This is a genomic window from Campylobacter concisus, from assembly GCF_050447485.1.
In the GTDB taxonomy this organism is placed as follows: domain Bacteria; phylum Campylobacterota; class Campylobacteria; order Campylobacterales; family Campylobacteraceae; genus Campylobacter_A; species Campylobacter_A concisus_BQ.
In genome coordinates, this window is record NZ_JALMFY010000001.1 from 39,828 (window position 1) to 61,656 (window position 21,829).

Sequence of the window (21,829 nt, forward strand, 5' to 3'; positions counted from 1 at the left end):
ATTTTGTCACATTATAGCAAAAAGCTGCAGCATAAAACTTAAAGATGCTTTTTTGCTCTTTTTCAGCAACGTTTTTGTTGCTAAAATGTATAATTTCGCCAAATTTTAACAATAGGAGAAACAATGGCTATAAATGTTTATTATGATAAAGACTGCGATTTAAGCCTTATTCAGAGTAGAAAAGTAGCAATCATCGGCTTTGGCTCACAAGGTCACGCACACGCTGAAAATTTAAGAGACAATGGTGTAAGCGTCGTAATCGGTCTTGCAAAAGGCGGCAAAAGCTGGGCAAAAGCTGAGGCAAAGGGCTTTGAAGTAAAAACTGTAAGCGAAGCTACAAAAGGCGCTGATGTAGTTATGATCCTAACACCAGATGAGCTTCAAGCTGAAATTTATAAAAATGAGATCGAGCCAAATTTAAAAGATCACGCTGCCATCGCATTTGGACATGGTTTTAACGTTCATTTTGGACAGATCAAAGCTCCAGCAAACATAGACGTCATCATGATCGCTCCAAAAGCCCCAGGACACACAGTTAGAAGTGAATTTGTAAGAGGTGGCGGCATACCTGACCTTATCGCTGTTGAGCAAAATGCAAGTGGAAAGGCTAAAGAGATCGCTCTAAGCTATGCTTGCGGTATAGGTGGTGGTAGAACTGGCATCATCGAAACTACATTTAAAGATGAAACTGAAACAGATTTATTTGGTGAGCAAGCTGTGCTTTGCGGTGGTCTTTGCGCGCTTGTAAATGCTGGCTTTGATACACTTGTAGAGGCTGGATATGAGCCTGAGATGGCGTATTTTGAGTGCTTACACGAGCTAAAACTAATCGTTGATCTAATGTATCAAGGTGGCATGGCTGATATGCGCTACTCTATCTCAAACACAGCTGAATACGGCGACTACGTAAGCGGCGTAAGAGTAGTTGGCGAAGAGAGCAGAAAAGCTATGAAAGAAGTTTTAAGAGAAATTCAAAATGGTAAATTTGCAAAAGACTTCATCCTAGAGAGAAAAGCAGGGTATGTTAGAATGAACGCTGAGCGCGGTATAGCCGAGAGAAGCTTGCTAAATAAAACTGGCAAAAAACTTCGCGCAATGATGCCTTGGATAACTAACGGCAAACTTATAGATCAAAGCAAAAACTAAGCCTTGAGCGAAAAAAAGACTACTAAGAAGCGTCCTGTAAAAAAGAGTGCAGGTCGCTCTCATAATAAAATTTTCCTTGGTATCGGTGTCATCGCTGCAATTTTGATAGTGGCACTCATCGCAGCTCTTAGCATCAAAAACAAAGATGTTGAGCAGATAAGTAAAGTAAATGAGCCAAAGAGCGAGAAGCAAATTTCAAAAAAAGCCGAGCAAAAAGTTGCTAGCAAAGATAAAAAACAAGAGTATGAGAAGAGAAAATACCCTCTAAAATTTGATGAAGATGAAAATTTAAGTAAAATTTTTACCGATCCTAAACACAAAAGCGAACTTGCTCTAAAGCCAAAAACTGAGCCAAAAGAGCAAAAAAAGATAACTCCTGAGATAAAACCTGAAGTAAAAGTAGAAGCTAAAAAAGAAGAGCCAAAAAAAGAGCAAAACGATACTAAAAATTTGCTTGCAAATTTATATAAAAATATGCAAAGTAGCGTAGATACAAGCTCTGAAGCAAAGAGTGAAGAAAAGCCTGAGCAAAAGGTCGAGCAAATAATCGAGCCATTTTACGCAGGCAAAAATGAAGTAAAAGCAGATACAAAAACAGAGCAAAATAAAAGCGCTGAAGCAAATTTAAGCATAAAAGAAAATTTAAAGCATAGTGAAATTTTAAAACCAGAACCTACTAAAAAAAGCGAGGTCGAGCCTAGCAAAAAAGACAAGAAGCAAATTTACAGCGAAAAACCGCAAAAAGAGGGCGCGAAAAAAGATGACTTTGCGGTTGTGCCATTTACTCCAAATAGCAGCGTAAAAGGGCGTGCCAAGCTGGTGCTAATAATCGATGATGTGGCGACATTTGAGCATGCTAGCATGATAAAGTCGCTTGGTCTAAAGATAACGCCGTCCATTTTCCCAGCGACAAAAACTCACCCAGATACACCAAATATCGCTAGGTCGTTTGAGTTTTATATGATACATCTACCGATGCAGGCAAAGCACTTTGATAGCCCAGAGATAGGCACTCTAACGATAAATGAGAGCTTTGAGAGTATGCATGAAAAGATAAAAAAGATACGCAAAGACTTCCCGCGTGCAAAATATACAAACAATCATACAGGATCGCGTTTCACGAGTGATTATGACGCTATGGACAAGGCTTATAGAGCGCTGATAGAGCAGGGCTTTATCTTCGTTGATAGCAAAACTATCGCTCAAACTGCGGTGGCAAGGGCTGCGAAAAAGTATAATCAGCCTTACATTTCAAGAGATATATTTTTAGATGATGATCCATCTGCCGCAGCTGTCAGACGTGAGCTTGTAGCTGCTGTAAATTTAGCCAAAAAAAGAGGCTACGCGATCGCCATCGGACATCCAAAGAAAAATACGATCGCAGTGATAAAAGCTAGCAAAAACAACATCTTAAAAGATGTAGAAGTTGTTTATCTAAAAGATATTTTATGAAGCTTGAAATCATCCCTGAGGTGCTAAATAGGCTAAAAAATCCCCCAAAAGAGCTAAATTTCATAGGCGACACTTCGCTTCTTAGCATGCCAAAAGTAGCAGTCGTTGGCTCAAGAAAGGCAAGTGTCTATACAAAAGAGTGTGTCACAGCGCTTTGTGCAGCGCTAAAAAATGCAAATGTCTGCGTGGTGAGTGGTGGGGCTATCGGTGTGGATATCACGGCGCACAAGGCTGCTATGCCACGAACTATCGGTGTTTTTGCAAATGGACTTGACATCATCTATCCAGCTCAAAATAGGGCGTCGATAAAAGAAATTTATGAAAAAGGCTTGGCTCTAAGCGAGTATGACGATGGCGAGCCACCGATCGCTTATAGGTTTTTAGAGCGAAACCGCATAGTTGTGGGGCTTGCACAAGCTCTGGTTGTCGCTCAGGCTGATCTAAGAAGCGGCTCTATGCAAAGTGCAAGGCTTGCAAATGAGCTTAAAATCCCTCTCTTTGTCCTGCCGCAGCGCATAAATGAGAGCAATGGAACAAATGCCTTGCTAGCTAGCAAAAAGGCCGAGCTTATCGATGATTACGTTAAATTTGCTTCGCTTTTTGGCGAGGTAAAAGAGCAAGAAAAAGCCGATGATGAAATTTTGAAATTTTGCAAAAACGGCGTGAGCCTTGATGAGGCATTGGCTAAATTTGGCGAAATCATCTACGAGTACGAGCTTGATGGGCTAGTTGAGATATCAAATTTAAGAGTGAAAAGCGTGCTATGAGAGAGAAATTTATGGCGATCGATGTTGGGCTAAAGCGCATAGGACTTGCTTTTGGCTTTGGCGAGGTCGTGACGCCCCTTGAGCCAGTTCTCAGAAAAAACAGAAACCAAGCCGCAAGAGATGTGAGCCAAAAAGTAAATGAATACGCTCCAAACACGTTAGTGGTAGGCGTGCCAATCGGTGGTAGTAGCGAAGACGAGATGAGAAGGCGCATAGAGCATTTTGTTTCGCTTCTTGACGTGCAGGCTAATATCGTCTATCAAGATGAGGCCTTTAGCAGCAGCGAGGCAAGTGAAATTTACACAAACACAAAGCGAGATGGCAGGCTTGATAGCGTCTCAGCCGCCATTATCTTAAAGAGATACCTAAAAATTTTATAAATTCCTAGCCACTATCCCCAAAGTCTCGTGCAAACTATCGCTAGTAAATGGCTGTCTAAGCGTAGTCATCTTCTCGCTTTTGATGCTTTTGGCTTCATCCTTGCTGATGATGACGATGTAGAAATTCTTAAGCTTTTGATAAGTTAGCATCTCATCAAACCTTGCTTTATCGCTTAGATACTCCTTTTGCACGAAGATGATGTCTGGCTTAAAAATGGCATCTTTTATGTGTAAATTTAAACTCTCAAAGCTCTTTTGCTTGCTGAGTTTCAGCCCAGTAAAGCTTAGCTCATGACTTAGCGTTAAAAATAAATTTTCATCATCGCAAGCTATTATCGCATTTTTGCCTATAAGGCTTGCTATCTCGACGCTTTGCCTTTTAAATGTCCCGCTTTTTGGTAGTGGCACGCTTATGCTTATATTAAAGCCATCCTCTGCTTTGCTCATCTTGGCATTTAGCTCTTTTAATAGCTCGCCAGCTTCTTTTACTAGCCTCTCATTTGGCTTTTGCGGGCATGAAGTACATCTTATATGTATGTCAAAATGCACCAAACTTAGGCTATAGCTTACTAGAGTAAAGGATATGAGCAATTTTGAGTTGCTAACGCTATTTAGGTAAAATTTGCTTAAATTTTTGATCACGCCTATTAGCTTGTGTGCTTCAAAGCTTAGATAGCGTGGGTAGTTTGGGTTGTAGTTAAAGACGATGGCATTCTTTCCAGCCGCCGCGTCCTTAAAAAGTGCCTCTAAAAAAAGCTCCATTTGCGCGACAAAATCGACATTTTTCATATCACAAGCATCCCATCGCCATAAGAGTAAAATCTATACTTTTCACTAACCGCCGTTTCGTAAATCCTCATCGTCTCATCAAGCCCTATGAAGCTAGTAACTAGCATTATCAGCGTTGATTTTGGTAAGTGAAAATTTGTTAAAAGGTAGTTTTGTCTGATAGGTTTATTGTTTAGATTTAAAAATAGCTTGCAAAAGCCGCTTGGCTGCTTGCTTCTAGCAAACTCTTCAACGCATCTAGTCACAGTCGTGCCAACGCCAAGTATGGGTCTATCTGAGCTTATGATCTCGCGCGCCTGCTCGCTGATCTCGTAAAATTCAGAGTGCATTTTGTGGTCATTTATGTTTTGGCACTCCACGCCTTTAAATGTCCCAGCGCCCACGTGAAGCGTGATGTAGGCGACCTCGTGCTTTGATTTTATCTGCTCTAGTATCTGCTCGCTAAAGTGCAGACTAGCTGTCGGAGCCGCGACTGCGCCGCTATTTTTAGCAAATATGCTTTGATACCAGCTCTCATCGTCCTTTGTATCAGCTCTTTTTATATATGGCGGAAGTGGGACGTGGCCGATCTTTTCAAGCTCGCTAAAAAGCCGCGCCGTATCTAAAATAACGCCATTTTTAGAGAAATTTACCACCCTTGAGCCATCATCGTTTAGCTCAAGCACATTTACCTTTATGCTATCAGCAAAATTTAAAACGCTACCGACACTTACTCTGCCCCTTATATAGACGCTAAATTTATTATCATTAAGCGGTTGATTTAGCATCACTTCGCAGGCACCGCCGCTTTGTTTGTGTCCTAAAATGCGGGCTTTAACTACCTTTGTATTGTTAAAAATGACCGCCGCATCCTCTGGGATGAGGCTGGATAGATCTTTAAATTTATAGTGTTTTATCTCTTTTGTTTTTTTAAGATAAACTAGCAGTCTTGCCTCTTCTTTGGGCAAAACTGGCTCTTTTGCGATGAGCTCATTAGGCAAAAAATAATCATAGCTTGAGATATCGTTTATGTCACTCATCGCCTGCGTCGCTGTTTGTGTCGCTATCTTGTTCATCGTCGTCGCTTTTGCCAGCTCTTTTGGCTACGATGATAGAAATTCCATAAAGTCCGATGAGTGGTAGTGCCATTAAAATTTGACTTATAACATCTGGCGGTGTCACTATGGCTGCAAAGATAAAGATGACGACTACTGCGTATCTGAAGTAGTCTTTTAACATCTTGTCATCGACTAGGCCTATCTTTGCTAAGAAAAATGTAATGACAGGCAGCTCAAATGAAATTCCAAAGCCAATCAGTAGCTTTGTAAAAAAGCCCACGTATTCGCCGATGCTTGGTAGTGCCGTAAAGAGCTGGCCGCCAAAATTTACCAAAAATGTAAAGCCAAGCGGTATGACCACGTAGTAGCAAAACGCCGCCCCGCACGCAAACATAAATGAAGCAGAGACCACAAATGGGATCACATATTTTTTTTCATTATCATAAAGTCCAGGTGCGACAAATAGCCAAAACTGCCAAAAAATGATGGGCAAAGCAAGCACCAAGCCAGCAAAAAAGGCGACCTTCATCGCAGTGAAAAATGGCTCTTGGATCTGTGTAAAGATGATGTTTGAACCAGCTGGCAAGACCTGCTTTAGCGGCTCGCTCATCCATGCAAGCAGTGGATTCCAAAATGTAAAGCAGATGCCAAAACAGACAAAAACGCTTACTATGCTTATAAAAAGCCTCTTTCTAAGTTCGATCAAATGGGGTCTTAGCTCTTCAAACATCACGCCTCTTTTTTATCGTTTAAGATCGCATCTTTAACTAAATTTGTTGGATTTTGTATATTTTCTACCGTTTTTTTCGTGTCGCTTACGACGTTTTGTATGCTCTCAGTGACGTCGCTTGCGCTTTTCTTGATCTCGTCAAGCTCTTCAAAAGTGAGCTTTTTACGCACACTTTGCGCGCTTTGAGTTATGCTCTCTTTGTACTTTTGAGCGTCCTCTTTTAGCTCTGCTATCTTCATCTCTTGATCAAATGTTGATTTTGCGTCATTTATGCCTTTTTTAAACATCTTTAGAAATTTGGCGATCTGCACCATAGCGCTTGGCAGCTTGTCAGGGCCCAAAACTAGCACGGCGATCACGGCGATGACCAAGATCTCAGAAAAACTCATTCCAAACATTTTTGCCTCTGTTAAATTTTATTTAAGCTTTGTATTTTATCTTGACTTTGCTCAAATTTTTATAAATTTAGCCCTCGATAAAGAGTGCGATCTCGTCGCTTAGTAAGAAATTTGGGTTGTAAAATTTGCCATTTTTAAAGAGCAGTTTTTCATTTTCTACAAGTAAATTTGCTCTTTTTTTCTGAGCTTCATTTAAGCGCCCAGTCTCCACGCCTACGATGCTTCTAAGCCCTAAAAATATGTGCTCTCTTACTAGTTCGCTTTGGCTTAAAATTTCTCTTTCTCTATGCGTTGGCTGCGTGATGTAGGCATCTATGCTACTTTTGGCGTAGTATCTGGTGGCGTCCTTAAAGCCCACGCTAAAAGCCCCCACACCAAGGTAGTTTTTGCCTTGCCAGTAGCCAAGATTGTGCTTGCAAATTTGGCCGAAATTTGAAATTTCATACTGCCCAAAGCCAGCCCTCTCGGTCTGCTCTATTATAAATTTAGCCAAAGTGTCGCTATCTTTTTTATAGCTTTTTTTGCCAGCAAATAGGGTGTTTTCTTCAAGTGTGAGCGAGTAGGCGCTTAGATGCGTGATAGCAAGACTTTTTAAGCTTTCAACCTCAGCCAAAAGGCGCTTTTTGGTATCAAATTTAGTATCATAGATGAGGTCTAAATTTATGCTCTTAAAGCCAGCTGCATGGGCATTTTCAACCGCTTTAAAAATTTGCTCCTTGCTGTGGATGCGCCCTAGAAATTTAAGCTTATCTTCAAAAAAGCTTTGCGCGCCAAAGCTTATGCGGTTTGCGCCTAAATTTTTTACATGCTTTAGCCAAGCTAAATTTGCTGAATTTGGATTTGCCTCAAATGTGATCTCGGTTTTAGGCGTGCAAAGTGGAGCTAAAATGCTAAAAATTTCATCATAAAACTTAGCATTTACCGCGCTTGGTGTGCCGCCGCCAAAAAATATGGTTGAAATTTTTTTTACATTTTGGCTTTTTAGCTGGAAATTTAGATCAAGGCAAAGCGCTTTAAAATAGGCGCTAACCTTCTTAAACTCGTCATCGCTTGAGCCAAAGGCGCAGTATGGACACTTACTCTCGCAAAATGGCACGTGGATATAAACTTGCAAATTTCTCTCTTTTTTAAATTTTGGCGATTATAAGAAATTTGGCATTTAGCGTAGTTTAAAAGTAGCTTTTTTGCCTTATTAGCTCGCTTGGTAAAAAGCCAAAAGTGCCTTTAAAAATTTTTGCAAAATGCGCTGCATTTGTGTAGCCAACGATGTTGGCAGCCTCTTTTATGCTGATATCATTTTGCTTTAAAAGGGCAAATGCCAGCTTTAGTCGCTCTTTTGCTAAAAGCTGATAGATCGTATCTTTGAAAAAGAGTTTAAAATTTTTCTTAAGCCAAAAGTCATTAGTGCCGCAAAGATGGGCTAGCTCTTTGATGCTTGGGGGATTTTGCATGCGAGTAAGTAAGATTTTCTTAGCCTTTAAAAGCACTTTTTCTTCGTCATTGCTAAAATAAATTTTCTCATCTTTTAAAGCTTTGCTCTTGTAGATAAGCTCTAAAATTTTTGACTCTATAAAGATCTCTCTCATCATACCATCATATAAATTTGTCGTCTCAAGCTCGTTTAAAACGCAAATTTGAGCCTTATCTTTTTTGTATTTTATAAGATCAAATTTCTCTTCAAGCCTAAGCTCACTAAAAATTTCAAGCTTATTTGCGTAGTGCTCTTCAAAAAGCAAGGTTTTAGTTTTATAAAATTTATTTTGATATTCAAAAACGCCTTTTAAGCTATCATTTACTAGCCCTATGCAAAACTCATCCCTGCTTAAAAGATACTCTTTTTTATCAAGCTTGAAGCAAAGGTTATCTTTTGCTTCGTTAAACATTAAAAATAGATATTTTTTACCTCCCTGGCTCTCTCTTTTGATGATTTCGTTGCATAAAATCTCGCTTTTTAGGTAGCTGATGCCATTATTTTGTTTAAAAAATTCTACATTTATCCGCTTGTTGTTTTGTGAGATTTTGCTTATGCCATATCTTTTATCTAAATTTATCATTTTATCCCTTGAGTGTTAAATTTAATCCCTCTAGCGTTATGTTTGATATTGATAACGATTATTTTATTTTAGTAAAATGTGATTTAAATTTTAATAAGGAGTTTTTTGTGAGAAGTCTATTAAAAATTTCTGTTTGTGCGGCAGTTTTTATAAATTTACCGCTTTTTGCAAATGAAGATAAGCTCTTGCCAGAGGTCAAAGTAGTGAGCGCAACTGGCTTTGAGCAAAACATAAAAGACGCCCCTGCAACGCTTAGCGTCATCACTCAAGATGCGCTAGAAAAGAGAAATCACAAGGACGTTGAAAGCATGGTCAAAGACGTGCCAAGCCTTTTTGGAGCGACACTTGGTGCGGCAAATAGGCGAGGCATCTCCATAAGGGGTCTTCGCAAAGATATACAAAGATCTTAGTAAATGGCATACCAGTGCCAGGAGATAACGCTTACAAAGGTCTAAGAAGCGTTGGAGGCTCATATAGCTTCATCCCTCCAGCAAGTGCGATAAGCCGCATCGAAGTTATACGCGGTCCTATGAGCTCACTTTATGGCAGTGACGCGTTGGGCGGTGTGATAAATATCATAACAGATGAGTTTAGTAACGACTTTCATGCAAATCTTGGCTCAAGCTATAAATTTGCAAGAAATAAAAATATAAGCGGCGAGTTTTATAACAGCCTCTATCTGCACTCTGGGCTAATAGACGATATTTTAAGTATCTCAGTTTATGGTAAAAATTTAAACAAGTCAGAGGATAAAATCTCATACGCAAACAGAGAGCAAAAGGATAGAAATTTTGGCACGAAGCTCTTTTTTAGACCAAATGAAAACAACGACATCACGCTTGAGCTTGCAAGAAGCGATGTGAAGTATAAAAGAAGCAAAGGCAAAACTTTAGCCTCTGGCACAAATAATAGCTCAGTCGATCTTGAGCGCATAAAAGGCGATATGATAAATTTAAGCCACGAAGCAAGGCTTGATGATATCTTGCTTCAAAGCTACCTCTCTTACGGCAAGATAAAAGAGATCGCACAACAAAATTTAACGCTAAAAACACTAAATTTTGATACAAAAGGTTCATATTTTACTGATAACAACGCCTTTACTTTAGGGCTAAACGCCAAAAAAGAAAAGCTTGATGAAAAGGCAACCACTGCAGATGCTGCAAATGTAAAAAGATATGACGTTTCGCTTTACGGCGAGGATGATTATCACCTTACAAAAGACTTTATCTTAAGCGCTGGGGTTCGTTACAACTACGATGAGAACTACGGTTCGCACGTTTCACCAAGAATTTATGGTATCTATAACTTAAATGACTTTTTTGCCCTAAAAGGCGGAGTTAGCACAGGATATGCGACGCCTGATATCAAGCAACGCACGCAAGATCTTGCTATGCCGTTTGCTGGAGGACTTGGAGCACAGCTTGGAAGAAGTGATCTCAAGCCAGAGACAAGCGTGAGCTATGAATTTGGCGGCGTTTATAATGACAATGAAGGCTTTGAAGCGTCGCTAACTGGCTTTTACACAAGCTTTAAAGATATGCTAGGCACCAAGCTTATCTGCACTCCAAGACCTGGCAACCCTTGCACGCATAAAGGTAAAATTTATCGCCGTGGGATTTGGGAGAGTGTAAATGTCGGCAAGGCTGAAATTTACGGAGTCGAACTAACAAATGAGTGGCAAGTCACAAATGCTCTTAGGCTAAATCAAAGCTACGTCTATACAAGATCAAAGCAAAAAGATGGAGCGGAGATAGGCAAAAGTTTAAACAACTATCCGCTTCATACATTTAAATTTGGAGCAAACTACGAGCTAAACAGATGGCTAAATTTCTGGTCTCAGATAAATTATTATGGCAGGAGCAAAGACTCACTTAGCTACGATGATGACATCAGACCTTACGTGATCGCTGATCTTGGCATAAATTACAACGTAACTAAAAATTTCAGCCTAAATCTAAGCGTTTATAACCTCTTTAATGAGTACTTTACGACAAGATCTGGCAGATACGACATCTTGATAGCTGACGGGCAAAAGATCGAGCTTGGGTTTAACCTAAAGTTTTAAAATGATAAAAATTTTGAAAAAATTTCATCTTATCTTGGCTTTTATCTTTGCCTTGCCGCTTCTTGTGCTTAGCATTAGTGGAGCGATCATCTCGTATCACGATGAGATAATCGATATCTTTAGCAAAGATGAGGTCGTTGCTGGCAAAAAGCCTTTAGAGATAGATGAAATTTTAAAAATTTTTAGCAAGAGCGAGCCAAATTTTAATCTTAGCTACCTAAAGATAAGAGCAGAGGCAAACAAAGCTTACGTCATAAGCGGAACCACTGAAAATGGCGAGTTTGAGTCGTTTTTCGTTGATCCTTACACTGGAGAAATTTCAGGCAAAAACAGCGCGGAGAAATTTATAGGGCTGGTTTTAAATTTGCATAAAAACTTAGCCCTCTCTCTTTTTAAAAATGAAAATTTGAGTAAATTTGCAAGCGAGCTAGTAGCGCTCTCTACGCTTGCGCTGCTTTTTATCTTGATAAGCGGTGCGACGATATATTTTTGGAGATTTAGAAGCAGGGTAGGGGAGGCTTTTAAGCTAAATTTAAAGGCAAGAAAATTTGCATTTTTATACTCACTACACGGCTTTTTGGGTATCTATCTTGGCGCTGTTTTAAGCGTGATTTGCATTAGTGGGCTTTACTTTTCTTATGAGAGCTTTGCTAAGGTTATAAATCAAATTTGTGGCGAAGAGAAGGTCTTTAAAAAGCCAAATTTTACAAACAAAAATGGCTTTAGTTTAAGCGATGAGCAAAAGGTGGCAAACCTTAAAAAAGCTTATGAAATTTTCATTTCTAAATTTGGAGACGAGTTTGATGCTTTAAATTTTATAGCAAATAGCGGCGGCGTCAAATTTATGCTCTTTTACCTGCCAAAGGGAGCTAATGAGAGAGATGGCGTTAGGCTTTTAGTAGATACTAAAAGCGAGCAAATTTCAAAAAATGCCATGCCAAAGTCATTTGAAATTTATAAATTTATGCTTGATCTGCACGCTGGATATATCTTTGGTGAGCTTGGTAAATTTATATTTTGTCTAGCATCATGCGGTGTGGTTTTGCTACTTTTTAGCGGAGGTGTGATTTATTACAAACGGCGTAAAAACTAACTCTTATTTATCTATCTCTTAACTCTTTTTCGTTATCATCTCAAATAAAATTTTTTTGGAAAAAACATGCAAAAAAAATATAGACCAAATGTAGCAGCTGTCATTTTGTCTAGCTCTTACCCTTTTAAATGCGAAATTTTAGTCGCAAAAAGGGTTGATATGGACGATATCTGGCAGTTTCCTCAAGGTGGCATAGATGAAGGCGAAAGTCCAAAACAAGCACTAAAAAGGGAGCTTAAAGAGGAGATCGGAACTGATAAATTTGACTTCTTGGAAGAGTATCCTGATTGGCTTAGCTACGACTTTCCAGCAAATGCGTCAAAGAGATTTTACCCATATGATGGGCAGACGCAAAAGTACTTTTTAGTTAGGCTTAAAAATGGTGCGAGCATAAATTTAAAGACCGAGCATCCAGAGTTTAGCGAGTATAAATTTGTAGATATCAACAAGGCTTTAGAGGGGATAAATCACTTCAAAAAGCCTATTTATGACAAAGTTTTGAGTTATTTTAAAGAGAAAGGATATTTTTGATGTTAATCGTTCAAAAATTTGGCGGAACTAGCGTAGGCACGCTTGAGCGCATCGAAGCTGTGGCAAATAGAGTCATAGAGACTAAAAACAGCGGCGCTGACGTGGTTGTGGTAGTTTCTGCGATGAGTGGAGTTACAAATCAATTGGTTGAATATAGTGAGTATTTCTCAAAGCACCCAGACGGCGTTGCTACTGATATGCTTTTAAGCTCTGGGGAGCAAGTAACCACCGCACTTTTGACGATTGCACTTAATGCAAAAGGATATGCGTGCGTAGGGCTAACTGGCGCAATGGCCGGGATAATAACAGATGAAATTCACACAAAAGCTAGGATAGAAAAGATAGACACCACTAGGCTAAAAGCTGAGCTAAAAGCCGGCAGGATCGTCGTAGTAGCAGGCTTTCAAGGCATAGACGACAAAGGCGATATCACGACACTTGGCAGAGGCGGAAGTGACCTTAGTGCGGTTGCATTAGCAGGGGCGCTTGAAGCTGATCTGTGTGAAATTTTTACCGACGTTGATGGCGTTTATACGACTGATCCAAGGATAGAAAAAAAGGCAAAAAAGCTAGAAAAGATAAGCTATGACGAGATGCTTGAGCTTGCCTCTGCTGGGGCAAAGGTGCTTCAAAATCGCTCAGTCGAGCTAGCAAAAAAACTAAATGTCAAACTAATCACAAGAAGCAGTTTTAACCACAACGAAGGTACATTAATAGCAAAGGAAGATAATATGGAAGCGGTTTTAGTAAGCGGTATAGCACTAGATAAAAATCAAGCAAGAGTAACTTTAAGAGGCGTAGTCGATAAGCCTGGCATCGCAGCTGAAATTTTCACAGCTCTAGCTCATCAAAATATAAATGTAGATATGATCATCCAAAACGTAGGACACGACGGCACGACAAATTTAGGCTTTACAGTGCCACAAAACGAGCTTGACCTAGCGAAAGAGACTATGCAAAAGCTCTCAGCTGCAAAGCATGTCGAGTATGACGATGCGATCGTGAAAGTCTCAGTCATCGGCGTGGGCATGAAGAGCCACAGCGGCGTAGCATGTCTAGCATTTGAGACGCTTGCAAAAGAGGGGATAAATATCCAGATGATCTCAACAAGCGAGATAAAAATTTCAATGATCGTCGATCAAAAATATGGCGAGCTGGCAGTTCGCGTGCTTCACGATGCGTATAAGTTAGATAAATAATGCAAGATTTTATCCAATGGACACTTGAGACTATAAGAAGCGAAAGATATATGAGCTGGATGGAGGAGAAGCGCGTCGAATGGACGCCTTTGCTCGCATCTAGGCTTAAATTTTTGCTTGATAGCAAGGCTTTTATAGTCATCTGCGACGATGAGCGAGAGTGGTTTGAAAACTATCTTTTAAGAAATATCAACCGCACAAAAAGCGAGCGTCCGTTTTTGCCATTTTTTAGCCTAAGATCGCTCTATCCAGCCTTTGACAGCATCGAGACAAACGAGCAAAAACAGCTTTTAAAAGATATGCTAAGTCTTGCCTTTCCAAATGGCTACATCTTTTTTTACATCGGTAAGAGCATAGATAAGCGCGTAAATTTAGCCAAGACTGATGAAAACAGCTATATGTGGCTCTTTGACGAGCAGGCGCAAAACAGCTTCACGCTAAGCTCAAGCGATGAAAACTTAGACATCAAACTTCTAAATTTATATAAACTTTTCGACAAGAGCATAGACGCCGTGCTCTTTGCAAAGGTGATGCTCTAAATGCTAAATAAAATCGTCATAACAAGCGATTTTGAAAATTTAAAAGCCAAGCTTGAAGCCGAGTTTGGCGTAAATAATCTAAGATTTTTTATAAGTGATGATTTTTTGCTTGAAAATGCAAAAGAGGTCATCGCCGAAGCTTACATCGCCGAAAAAGATGAAAAAATTTTAGTCATAGAGGCAAAGTCTTTTCGCACCGAGGCTCAAAACGCACTTTTAAAGATCATCGAAGAGCCCCCAAGAAACATCAAATTTATAATAGTAACGCAGAGTAAAAATTTACTTCTGCCAACGATAAGATCGAGGATGCTTATAGAAAACAAGCTCACCAAAAAGCCAAAAATGAGTGTTGATCTAAATTTAAAATCGCTTGGCCTAAAAGAGCTAACAAGCTTTATCGATCAAAAGATAGCAGAGGAGCAGGCGCAAAAATTTGGCAAAAACGAGCTAAAAGAGCTTGTCGGAGCCATCGTAACAAAGGCGGTTGATAGTGGGTATAAATTTAGCGGCGAGGAGATGGAGTATTTTTTCTCACTTATCAAGCTTGCTGATCTAAACGCCAAGTCTCACGCTATTTTGACGCCACTCTTGCTTACTATCTTTGAGAAAGGACGACGTTGAAATTTTATAAGATAAATAACAAAAGCGACTTTAATGAAATTTGCAAGGCCGTCTCACCAAGCCCGGCTGGTGCGAAACTCATGCGTGAAAAGAGCGAGATAAATTTTATTTTTATTGAGGAGATAAAGACCCCAGCGGCAAATATCCTAAAACAAGACGCCCTAAGTGTCGGCGCCGAGCTGGTGACGCATAATGATACGATTTTAGGTCGCGAGAGCCTAAACAAAGCCTTGCTAATGGCGACAAATGCGCAGCTTAGGCAGTTAGCTAAAAAAGAGAAGCTACAAGACTTTGGGCTTAAAAAGCTTGCCGTCTTTTTAGAAACTAAATTTATAAAGCCCACAAAGCCTCTTATAATGGGCGTTGCAAATATAAATAAAGATAGTTTTAACGAGCAAAGCCGCATAAATACGCAAAATGGCATAGCAAAAATAGAAGCCATGATAGAAGCAGGCGCCTACTACATCGATCTTGGCGGCGTTAGCTCAAGGCCAGGGAGCGAGTATTGCGGCCGCGAGGAGGAGTTTAGGCGCATAAAAGATATCGTGGAGGAAATTTATAGGTTAAATTTACACGAAAAGGCGAAATTTAGCCTTGATAGCTTTGATCCTTATTGCTTAGAATTTGCGCTAAATCACGGCTTTAAGATGATAAATGACATCACGGCAAATGTAAATTTAGCCCCGCTTGCTGCAAGATACGACGCCCAGTTTTGTATGATGCACATGCAAGGCGACCCTGCCACCATGCAGATCGCACCAAAGTATAATGACCTAATCGGCGAAATTTCAGACTTTTTTGAGCAAAAGATAGCCCTAGCAAGGGAGCTTGGCGCTAAAAAGATAGTGCTTGATGTTGGCATCGGCTTTGGTAAGACGGCTGAGCAAAATTTGTTGCTTATTAAACATTTGGAGCATTTTTTGAAATTTGGCTGCCCATTGCTAGTCGGTGCTAGCCGCAAATCAGTTATAAATCACTATTATCCAAGCGAGGTCAAAGACCGCTTACCAGGCTCACTTTACCTGCATCTAAAAGCCTTTGAAAACGGCGCGCAAATCATAAGAACGCACGATGTAGCCGAGCACAAGCAGCTTTTTAATATGCACGAGGCGATGAGCCAAGCCACGCTTTGGTAGGACGAGGCTAAATTTTGATAAAAGAGGCCAGATGAGAAATTTACTTCCGCCACCTTGGATTAAATTTCCAAGTATGGATCCATTTTCCATCGGCTGGAGGATGGGCGCTGGCGAGGATTATAAGTTTAAATTTAATGACTGGCTAAAAACACTGAGCCAAGATAAGCAGCGTCAATACCAGCAGCTCTTTGCTGAGCCTGCGACGTGGCGTGGCTACTGGGATGAGAGACTAGGCTCTGATGAAAGCACGCTTTTTATCAAAGATGAATTTGTCACCGATCTTTGGGAGCATGAGCCTAGATATGAGTTAAAGTGGCTTAAAAAGCGCTACAACGCTGGTAAGTCGGATAAATTTCTTCTATTTTGGGGTCATCAAAAGAGTGCAGGCATAAGTGCAAGCTGTCTTAGTCAGTGGTATAGCTCTATCTTTTGGGAAGATGAAACTAAATACATTTGCGCCGAGCAATATATGATGGCTAAAAAGGCTGAGTGCTTTGGTGATAAAGAGGCTTTAGAGCAAATTTTATCCGCCAAAGATCCAGCGCAGATGAAGGCGCTTGGCAGGCAGGTGCGAGGCTTTGATGCTAAGGTCTGGGACGAGGTCAAATTTGGCGTCGTGCTAAATGCTAGCTATCTAAAATTTAGCCAAAATGCCCTTTTGCGAGACTTTTTACTTCAAACTGGGAGCAAAATTTTAGTTGAGGCGAGCCCAGTTGATAAAATTTGGGGTATAGGCATGAGTGCAAGCGATGAAAATGCGCAAAATCCTATGAGGTGGCGAGGGCAAAATTTACTTGGCTTTGCGCTGATGAGGGCGAGAGACGAGATAGCAAAGGTCTATAAAAATGTCCATTTATGTGACGCTAGAGAGCTAAATTTGGATCATTTATAAAGTATGTTTAAGATAAAATGCGGTGTAAATTTGGAGCAAAAATGACAAAACAAGAGTATGAAAAAGCGGTAGATACGCTAAATGCGTGGGCTAAGGCCTACTACGACGAGGACGAACCACTTGCAAGCGACGAGGAGTATGATGCGCTATATCATGCGGTGCTTGAATATGAGAGGGCAAATCCAAGTGAAATTTCGCTATTTTCGCCGACTAAGCGAGTGGGTGGGAGCGTAAAAGAGGGCTTTAGCAAGGCAAGCCACATAAAGCGCATGTGGAGCATGGAGGATATCTTTAGTCTTGGCGAGCTTGATGCGTGGCTAAAGCGTGGCGATAAAGAGAACTTAACCTTTGTTGCTGAGCCAAAATTTGACGGAGCGAGCCTAAATTTACTCTACGAAAATGGCATTTTAGTTAGGGCGATAACCAGAGGCGACGGCGTTACAGGCGAAGATGTGACGCAAAATGCAAGGACGATAAATTCTGTTTTAAAGAGCATTAACTACAAATGGCTCATTGAAATTCGTGGCGAAGTTGTCATAAGAAAAGATGACTTTGAGCTACTAAACGCAGAGCGCGCAAAAAATGGTGAGGCGCCACTTTCAAACCCTAGAAATGCAGCCGCTGGAAGCCTTAGGCAGCTCGATAGCGCGGTTACTGCAAAAAGAAAGCTACTTTTCATACCTTGGGGCGTGGGCGAGCAGAGCCTTGGGCTAAAAGATCACAGCGAGGTGATGAAATTTGTGCGAGATCTTGGCTTTGAGAGGGATGAATTTTTCAAAATTTTAAAAAAAGATGAGCTTGAGGCTGCATACAACGAGCTACTAGCCAGCCGCGAGGCAAAGAGCGTGATGATGGATGGCATGGTGATACGTGTAAATGACCTTGCGCGCTGTGAGCAGCTGGGCTACACGGTCAAATTTCCAAAATTTATGGTGGCGTTTAAATTTCCAGCCATTGAAAAGGTGACTAGGCTAAGAGATGTCGCACTTCAAGTTGGCAGAAGCGGCGTAGTAACGCCTGTTGGTGTGCTTGATGAGATAAATATAGATGGCGCAAATGTAAAATCAGCCACCCTTCATAACTTTGACGAGATAGAGCGCCTTGGCGTCATGAAAAACGACTACATCGGCATCATCCGCTCAGGAGATGTGATACCAAAGATCACAAAGGTCTTTAAAGATAGGCGAGATGGCAGCGAGCAAGCGATTGATAGGCCTAAATTTTGCCCAGTTTGTGGCTCGCACCTGCTTGATGAAGGGGTCTTTGTAAAGTGTCAAAATTTAAGCTGCAAGGCAAGAGTGGTGGGCTCAATAATTCACTACGCATCGAAAAAGTGCCTAAACATAGACGGCCTTGGCGACGCGATCGTAAATTTGCTATTTGACAAGGGGCTGATCGCTTGCATAAAAGATATCTACGCCCTTAAATTTGATGATCTCATGGCGCTTGAAGGCTTTAAAGAGAAAAAGGTAAATAACCTTTTAAATGCCATTGAGGCTAGCAAAGGTGCGGAGCTATCGCGCTTTATCACGGGTCTTGGCTGCGAGCACATCGGCGAAGTGGCGGCTAAAAAGCTAGCAAGTAGCTTTGGACTAGGCTGGCTTGATGCTAGCTTTGAGGAGCTAACCTCACTTGAAGGTTTTGGCGCGGAGATGGCAAATAGTTTAACCGACTTTGCTGAGGTAAATAGAGATGAAATTTTAGCTCTTAGTCAGATCGTGCAGCCAAGCGTGACGCAGGCGCAGAGCATCTCAAACGCGCTAAGTGGCAAAACGGTCGTTATAACCGGCACGCTAAGTCGCCCAAGAGATGAGATAAAGGCGGAGCTTGAGAGCTTTGGTGCAAAGGTTTCTGGCTCAGTTTCTAAAAAAACGGACTTCGTCCTAGCTGGCGAGGAGGCTGGCAGTAAGCTAGAAAAAGCAAACGAGCTAGGCGTGCTGGTGATCGATGAGAGCGAATATGAGAGGCTAAAACTTGAGGTTTGATAACTACGTCGCAAGCGTTTTAAACATAAGTAGAAATAAGGCGAGCGAGCTTATAAAATCTGGCAAGGTGCTTGCAAATGGCGAAATTTGCACCAAGGTTTCAAGCGAGGTTAGCGAGGCTAAAATCTCGCTGCTTGATGAAATTTACGTTGGGCGAGGCGCTTTGAAACTAAAAAGCTTTTTGGAGGCTATGAAATTTGATCTAGCCGGCAAAAACGCACTTGATATCGGCAGCTCAACTGGTGGCTTTATGCAAATTTTACTTGAGCGTGGCGTAAAGAGCGTGACTGGCGTCGATGTGGGCACTGATCAGCTGGACGCCAGCCTAAGAGGCGATGAGCGGGTGAAAATTTATGAAAAAACTGACGTCAGGGTGTTTGCTAAAACGCATAAAAATGAATTTAACATCATAACCTGCGACGTGAGCTTTATCTCTTTGGCTGAAATTTTGCCAGCCATTTGCGAGCTTGCAAGCGAGAATTCGCTCATCATCACGCTTTTTAAACCGCAGTTTGAAGTGGGCGTTGGCGTAAAACGCAACAAAAAAGGCGTTGTCACCGACGCTAAGGCCGTAAATTTAGCGATGAAGCGCTTTGAAGTGCTAGCAAGTAGCTTGAAATTTGAACTGATAGCTTGCAAAGAGTGTGAGGTCAAGGGAAAGGAAGGAAATGCCGAATTTTTCTACGCTTTTAACAAAAGATAACATCACTGCCGTTGCGATCGGGCACTTTGACGGCGTGCATAGGGGGCACAAGCAGCTTCTAAAACAGCTTGGCGAGTTTGGCGGACTTGTCGTCATCGACAAAAACAAAGCCAACATCACGCCAAAGCTAAAGCGAGCCGAGTACTCAAACTATCCTTGCTTCTTGTATGATTTTGAGAGTATAAAAGGGCTTAGTGGCGAGGAATTTATCGCACTTTTAAAGAGGGATTTTAAAAATTTAAAAAAGATCGTTGTTGGATTTGATTTTAGATTTGGCAGAAACAGAGCGTGGGACAAGCACGATCTGAAAAGGATTTTTGATGGCGAGGTGGTCGTCGTTGATGAGGTTTGCTATGACGGCATGGGTGTGCATAGCTCATCAATTAGAGAGCTGATACGCCAAGGCAACATCGATGAGGCAAACAGGCTGATAGGCAGGGAGTACTCGATTGAGGGCAACGTGATAAAAGGGCAGGGCATCGGCGCAAAAGAGCTGGTTGCTACGCTAAATTTAGATATAAAAAGCTATCTTTTGCCGCGCGAGGGCGTCTATGCGACAAGAACGAGGATGGGCTCATACACCTATGGCTCGGTCACTTTTATAGGTAATAGGCTTAGCACGGATGGAAATTTTAGCGTCGAGACGCACATCTTAGACGAGGTCGCGCCAAAAGTGACGAAGCATGTTGCCGTTTGCTTCATAAAACGTTTGCGCGATAATAAAAAATTTAATAATCTTAGCGAGCTAAAAGAGCAGATAAAACGTGATATAAACGAGGCTAGGCAGTGCGTGGGCGTGTGCGATCTCTTTTTTGGAGAGACGATGAGATACTTTGACGGATATGGAGCTGGTATATGAGAGATGAAATTTTTAAAGAGCCTATAAACAAGCAGTTTGAATTTGATGACTTTGTGGCGAGCGTTTTTGATGATATGATCTCGCGCTCGGTGCCGTTTTACGACGTGAGCTCAAATTTAAACGCAAAGTTGCTTGCTAAAATTTTGCCAAAATCAGCAAAAGTGTGCGACCTTGGCTGCTCGACGGCAAACAGCCTGCTTTTGCTAAACAACCTTAGAAACGACCTAGTGCTAAGCGGCGTGGATAACTCTGAGGCGATGCTTGCAAATGCTAAAAACAAGGCAAAAGCTTATGGGGCTGATATTGAATTTGTTTTAGACGACATTTTAGATTGCGAGCTAGAGGGCTTTGACGCTGTTTTGGCAAACTACACATTGCAGTTTATCAGACCGCCAAAAAGGGCTGATCTGGTGCAAAAAATTTATAACGGACTAAATGAAAATGGCGTCTTTTTGTTTAGTGAAAAGATCATTTTTGAAGATAAAAAGCTTACTAAAAGCGTCATAGAAATTTACGAGGACTACAAGCAGGCGCAAGGCTACTCACGCTACGAGATCGCCCAAAAAAGGGAGGCGCTTGAAAATGTGCTGGTGCCATACACTGAAGAAGAAAATAGAAACTTAGCCCTAAATGCTGGCTTTAAGCGTGTCGAGAGCACATTTAAATGGGGAAATTTCATGAGCTTTATTGCATTTAAGTAAAATTTTCATTTAAAAAGTGGTTATTTTTGTAAATTTAAGCTAAATCATATATATATATATATATATATATATATATAGTTACACATAAAAAATAAGGATATTTTTTATGGAGCTAACACTACAAAACATTATAAATAAAGCTGATCAAAGTTTTAGTAAAGAATTTTTAGAACACTATATGTCTGGTAGCTTTGGCTCTATGAGCAAAAGCGAAACGGAAATTCTTATATTTCATCTACTTTCAAAACATTTTGAAATTTCATCAAACTACGAAATATCAAATTTTTTAAAAATAAGCGAAACAAAGGTAAAGAATCTAACTTTAAATGCGCATTTGAGGTATGGTCAAAGCAACAAAGACATCTTAAAAAAAATAATGCTTAGGATTTGCGATACACTCGATGTAAATTTTGATGAAAACATTGGTGAGATAAAAATTTCTGTAGAGAATCCTGTAGAAAAAAGAGAGCTTGTAAATGAGATCAAAAAGTTGGGTTCTTATGCTGACTTTAGTTTTAATAATGAAATTTTAAAAATAAAGATAAACGTTTTTTTAAAACTACTCAATCGTCTTGTTGGAGAAGATAATTTTAAAAAAGTCTTTCAAAAATACCTAAAAGAAAAAACAATTCAAAATGATGCATTATATAGTTCACTCACCACATGTCAGAAAGTGATGAAATTTTTAAAAAACAATAATATAACTCCGATTGAGATTTTAAAACAAATTATTAATATATCTTTTTAAAGGA

The 21,829-nt window shown here is 40.5% G+C and carries 22 protein-coding genes and 1 pseudogene; 17 read left to right on the top strand and 6 right to left on the bottom strand.

Annotated elements, in window-relative coordinates; genetic code table 11:
• Positions 1–123: 123 nt before the first annotated feature.
• The 4 genes from ilvC to ruvX are packed head-to-tail and all read left to right on the top strand — an operon-like array spanning position 124 to position 3,745.
• Positions 124–1,146: a ketol-acid reductoisomerase gene (ilvC, locus tag MTT29_RS00205; protein ID WP_103559128.1), complete on the top strand. Its 1,023-nt coding sequence runs from the start codon at positions 124–126 to the stop codon at positions 1,144–1,146.
• Between the two features lie 3 nt (positions 1,147–1,149).
• On the top strand, positions 1,150–2,598 hold the full coding sequence (locus MTT29_RS00210; RefSeq protein ID WP_429799401.1) for a divergent polysaccharide deacetylase family protein: 1,449 nt from the start codon (positions 1,150–1,152) through the stop codon (positions 2,596–2,598).
• On the top strand, positions 2,595–3,365 hold the full coding sequence (dprA, locus tag MTT29_RS00215) for a DNA-processing protein DprA (RefSeq protein ID WP_429799402.1): 771 nt from the start codon (positions 2,595–2,597) through the stop codon (positions 3,363–3,365). The genes MTT29_RS00210 and dprA overlap by 4 nt, the downstream gene beginning before the upstream one ends.
• A complete protein-coding gene (gene ruvX, locus MTT29_RS00220) occupies positions 3,362–3,745 on the top strand; it encodes a Holliday junction resolvase RuvX (RefSeq protein WP_149715804.1) in 384 nt (127 codons plus the stop codon). The genes dprA and ruvX overlap by 4 nt, the downstream gene beginning before the upstream one ends.
• On the opposite strand, the gene MTT29_RS00225 is transcribed toward ruvX, so the two are convergent.
• The 6 genes from MTT29_RS00225 to MTT29_RS00250 all read right to left on the bottom strand — a co-directional run bounded on the left by MTT29_RS00225 (position 3,740) and on the right by MTT29_RS00250 (position 8,753).
• Entirely contained in the window at positions 3,740–4,534 is a 795-nt protein-coding gene (locus MTT29_RS00225) for a hypothetical protein (RefSeq protein WP_429799403.1), read from the bottom strand. The two genes, ruvX and MTT29_RS00225, sit on opposite strands and share 6 nt — an antisense overlap.
• Complete coding sequence (queA, locus tag MTT29_RS00230) at positions 4,531–5,553, bottom strand: tRNA preQ1(34) S-adenosylmethionine ribosyltransferase-isomerase QueA (protein ID WP_429800436.1); 1,023 nt, start codon at positions 5,551–5,553, stop codon at positions 4,531–4,533. The genes MTT29_RS00225 and queA overlap by 4 nt, the downstream gene beginning before the upstream one ends.
• Positions 5,546–6,301, bottom strand: a complete 756-nt coding sequence (gene tatC / locus MTT29_RS00235) for a twin-arginine translocase subunit TatC (RefSeq protein ID WP_429799404.1) — start codon at positions 6,299–6,301, stop codon at positions 5,546–5,548. The genes queA and tatC overlap by 8 nt, the downstream gene beginning before the upstream one ends.
• Entirely contained in the window at positions 6,301–6,699 is a 399-nt protein-coding gene (gene tatB, locus MTT29_RS00240) for a Sec-independent protein translocase protein TatB (protein WP_012140063.1), read from the bottom strand. The genes tatC and tatB overlap by 1 nt, the downstream gene beginning before the upstream one ends.
• Before the next feature lie 67 nt (positions 6,700–6,766).
• On the bottom strand, positions 6,767–7,813 hold the full coding sequence (gene hemW, locus MTT29_RS00245) for a radical SAM family heme chaperone HemW (protein WP_429799405.1): 1,047 nt from the start codon (positions 7,811–7,813) through the stop codon (positions 6,767–6,769).
• Between the two features lie 55 nt (positions 7,814–7,868).
• Positions 7,869–8,753, bottom strand: a complete 885-nt coding sequence (locus MTT29_RS00250; RefSeq protein ID WP_429799406.1) for a helix-turn-helix domain-containing protein — start codon at positions 8,751–8,753, stop codon at positions 7,869–7,871.
• A 107-nt stretch (positions 8,754–8,860) separates the two neighbouring features.
• Between MTT29_RS00250 and MTT29_RS00255 the strand changes: the two are divergent.
• From MTT29_RS00255 to MTT29_RS00315, 13 genes and pseudogenes are all read left to right on the top strand, one after another.
• Positions 8,861–10,818, top strand: a pseudogene (locus MTT29_RS00255) (TonB-dependent receptor domain-containing protein).
• Between the two features lies 1 nt (position 10,819).
• Positions 10,820–11,911 carry a PepSY-associated TM helix domain-containing protein gene (locus MTT29_RS00260; protein WP_429799407.1) on the top strand — a complete coding sequence of 364 codons (1,092 nt, stop codon included), beginning with the start codon at positions 10,820–10,822 and terminating at the stop codon, positions 11,909–11,911.
• A gap of 66 nt (positions 11,912–11,977) precedes the next feature.
• Positions 11,978–12,442, top strand: coding sequence for an RNA pyrophosphohydrolase (locus MTT29_RS00265; protein WP_012140061.1), 465 nt, complete (start codon positions 11,978–11,980; stop codon positions 12,440–12,442).
• The gene (locus MTT29_RS00270) at positions 12,442–13,641 is read left to right on the top strand and encodes an aspartate kinase (RefSeq protein ID WP_002939482.1); all 1,200 of its coding nucleotides are present in this window, start codon (positions 12,442–12,444) and stop codon (positions 13,639–13,641) included. Before MTT29_RS00265 ends, MTT29_RS00270 begins: the two co-directional genes overlap by 1 nt.
• Complete coding sequence (locus tag MTT29_RS00275; protein WP_429799408.1) at positions 13,641–14,180, top strand: HobA family DNA replication regulator; 540 nt, start codon at positions 13,641–13,643, stop codon at positions 14,178–14,180. Before MTT29_RS00270 ends, MTT29_RS00275 begins: the two co-directional genes overlap by 1 nt.
• On the top strand, positions 14,181–14,801 hold the full coding sequence (locus MTT29_RS00280) for a DNA polymerase III subunit delta' (RefSeq protein WP_103635330.1): 621 nt from the start codon (positions 14,181–14,183) through the stop codon (positions 14,799–14,801).
• The gene (folP, locus tag MTT29_RS00285) at positions 14,798–15,937 is read left to right on the top strand and encodes a dihydropteroate synthase (protein WP_429799409.1); all 1,140 of its coding nucleotides are present in this window, start codon (positions 14,798–14,800) and stop codon (positions 15,935–15,937) included. Before MTT29_RS00280 ends, folP begins: the two co-directional genes overlap by 4 nt.
• Positions 15,938–15,968: 31 nt before the next feature.
• The gene (locus MTT29_RS00290; RefSeq protein WP_429799410.1) at positions 15,969–16,829 is read left to right on the top strand and encodes an NADAR family protein; all 861 of its coding nucleotides are present in this window, start codon (positions 15,969–15,971) and stop codon (positions 16,827–16,829) included.
• A 41-nt stretch (positions 16,830–16,870) separates the two neighbouring features.
• A complete protein-coding gene (gene ligA, locus MTT29_RS00295; RefSeq protein ID WP_429799411.1) occupies positions 16,871–18,814 on the top strand; it encodes an NAD-dependent DNA ligase LigA in 1,944 nt (647 codons plus the stop codon).
• Positions 18,804–19,517, top strand: a complete 714-nt coding sequence (gene tlyA, locus MTT29_RS00300; protein WP_429799412.1) for a 23S rRNA (cytidine-2'-O)-methyltransferase TlyA — start codon at positions 18,804–18,806, stop codon at positions 19,515–19,517. Before ligA ends, tlyA begins: the two co-directional genes overlap by 11 nt.
• Positions 19,483–20,376 carry a bifunctional riboflavin kinase/FAD synthetase gene (locus MTT29_RS00305; RefSeq protein ID WP_002939474.1) on the top strand — a complete coding sequence of 298 codons (894 nt, stop codon included), beginning with the start codon at positions 19,483–19,485 and terminating at the stop codon, positions 20,374–20,376. The genes tlyA and MTT29_RS00305 overlap by 35 nt, the downstream gene beginning before the upstream one ends.
• On the top strand, positions 20,373–21,077 hold the full coding sequence (gene cmoA / locus MTT29_RS00310) for a carboxy-S-adenosyl-L-methionine synthase CmoA (RefSeq protein WP_429799413.1): 705 nt from the start codon (positions 20,373–20,375) through the stop codon (positions 21,075–21,077). Before MTT29_RS00305 ends, cmoA begins: the two co-directional genes overlap by 4 nt.
• 106 nt (positions 21,078–21,183) lie before the next feature.
• Positions 21,184–21,825 (top strand): hypothetical protein, encoded by a 642-nt coding sequence (locus tag MTT29_RS00315; RefSeq protein WP_429799414.1) that lies wholly within the window; start codon positions 21,184–21,186, stop codon positions 21,823–21,825.
• Positions 21,826–21,829 lie beyond the last annotated feature (4 nt).

Coding starts and splice junctions, on each gene's coding strand:
- dprA (WP_429799402.1), top strand. CDS start 2,595: ATGAAGCTTGAAATCATCCCTGAGGTGCTAAATAGGCTAAAAAATCCC.
- MTT29_RS00315 (WP_429799414.1), top strand. CDS start 21,184: ATGGAGCTAACACTACAAAACATTATAAATAAAGCTGATCAAAGTTTT.
- ilvC (WP_103559128.1), top strand. CDS start 124: ATGGCTATAAATGTTTATTATGATAAAGACTGCGATTTAAGCCTTATT.
- MTT29_RS00250 (WP_429799406.1), bottom strand. CDS start 8,753: ATGATAAATTTAGATAAAAGATATGGCATAAGCAAAATCTCACAAAAC.
- MTT29_RS00270 (WP_002939482.1), top strand. CDS start 12,442: ATGTTAATCGTTCAAAAATTTGGCGGAACTAGCGTAGGCACGCTTGAG.
- tatC (WP_429799404.1), bottom strand. CDS start 6,301: ATGTTTGAAGAGCTAAGACCCCATTTGATCGAACTTAGAAAGAGGCTT.
- MTT29_RS00290 (WP_429799410.1), top strand. CDS start 15,969: ATGAGAAATTTACTTCCGCCACCTTGGATTAAATTTCCAAGTATGGAT.
- MTT29_RS00260 (WP_429799407.1), top strand. CDS start 10,820: ATGATAAAAATTTTGAAAAAATTTCATCTTATCTTGGCTTTTATCTTT.
- MTT29_RS00225 (WP_429799403.1), bottom strand. CDS start 4,534: ATGAAAAATGTCGATTTTGTCGCGCAAATGGAGCTTTTTTTAGAGGCA.
- MTT29_RS00265 (WP_012140061.1), top strand. CDS start 11,978: ATGCAAAAAAAATATAGACCAAATGTAGCAGCTGTCATTTTGTCTAGC.
- cmoA (WP_429799413.1), top strand. CDS start 20,373: ATGAGAGATGAAATTTTTAAAGAGCCTATAAACAAGCAGTTTGAATTT.
- ruvX (WP_149715804.1), top strand. CDS start 3,362: ATGAGAGAGAAATTTATGGCGATCGATGTTGGGCTAAAGCGCATAGGA.
- MTT29_RS00275 (WP_429799408.1), top strand. CDS start 13,641: ATGCAAGATTTTATCCAATGGACACTTGAGACTATAAGAAGCGAAAGA.
- tatB (WP_012140063.1), bottom strand. CDS start 6,699: ATGTTTGGAATGAGTTTTTCTGAGATCTTGGTCATCGCCGTGATCGCC.
- queA (WP_429800436.1), bottom strand. CDS start 5,553: ATGAGTGACATAAACGATATCTCAAGCTATGATTATTTTTTGCCTAAT.
- MTT29_RS00280 (WP_103635330.1), top strand. CDS start 14,181: ATGCTAAATAAAATCGTCATAACAAGCGATTTTGAAAATTTAAAAGCC.
- ligA (WP_429799411.1), top strand. CDS start 16,871: ATGACAAAACAAGAGTATGAAAAAGCGGTAGATACGCTAAATGCGTGG.
- MTT29_RS00305 (WP_002939474.1), top strand. CDS start 19,483: ATGCCGAATTTTTCTACGCTTTTAACAAAAGATAACATCACTGCCGTT.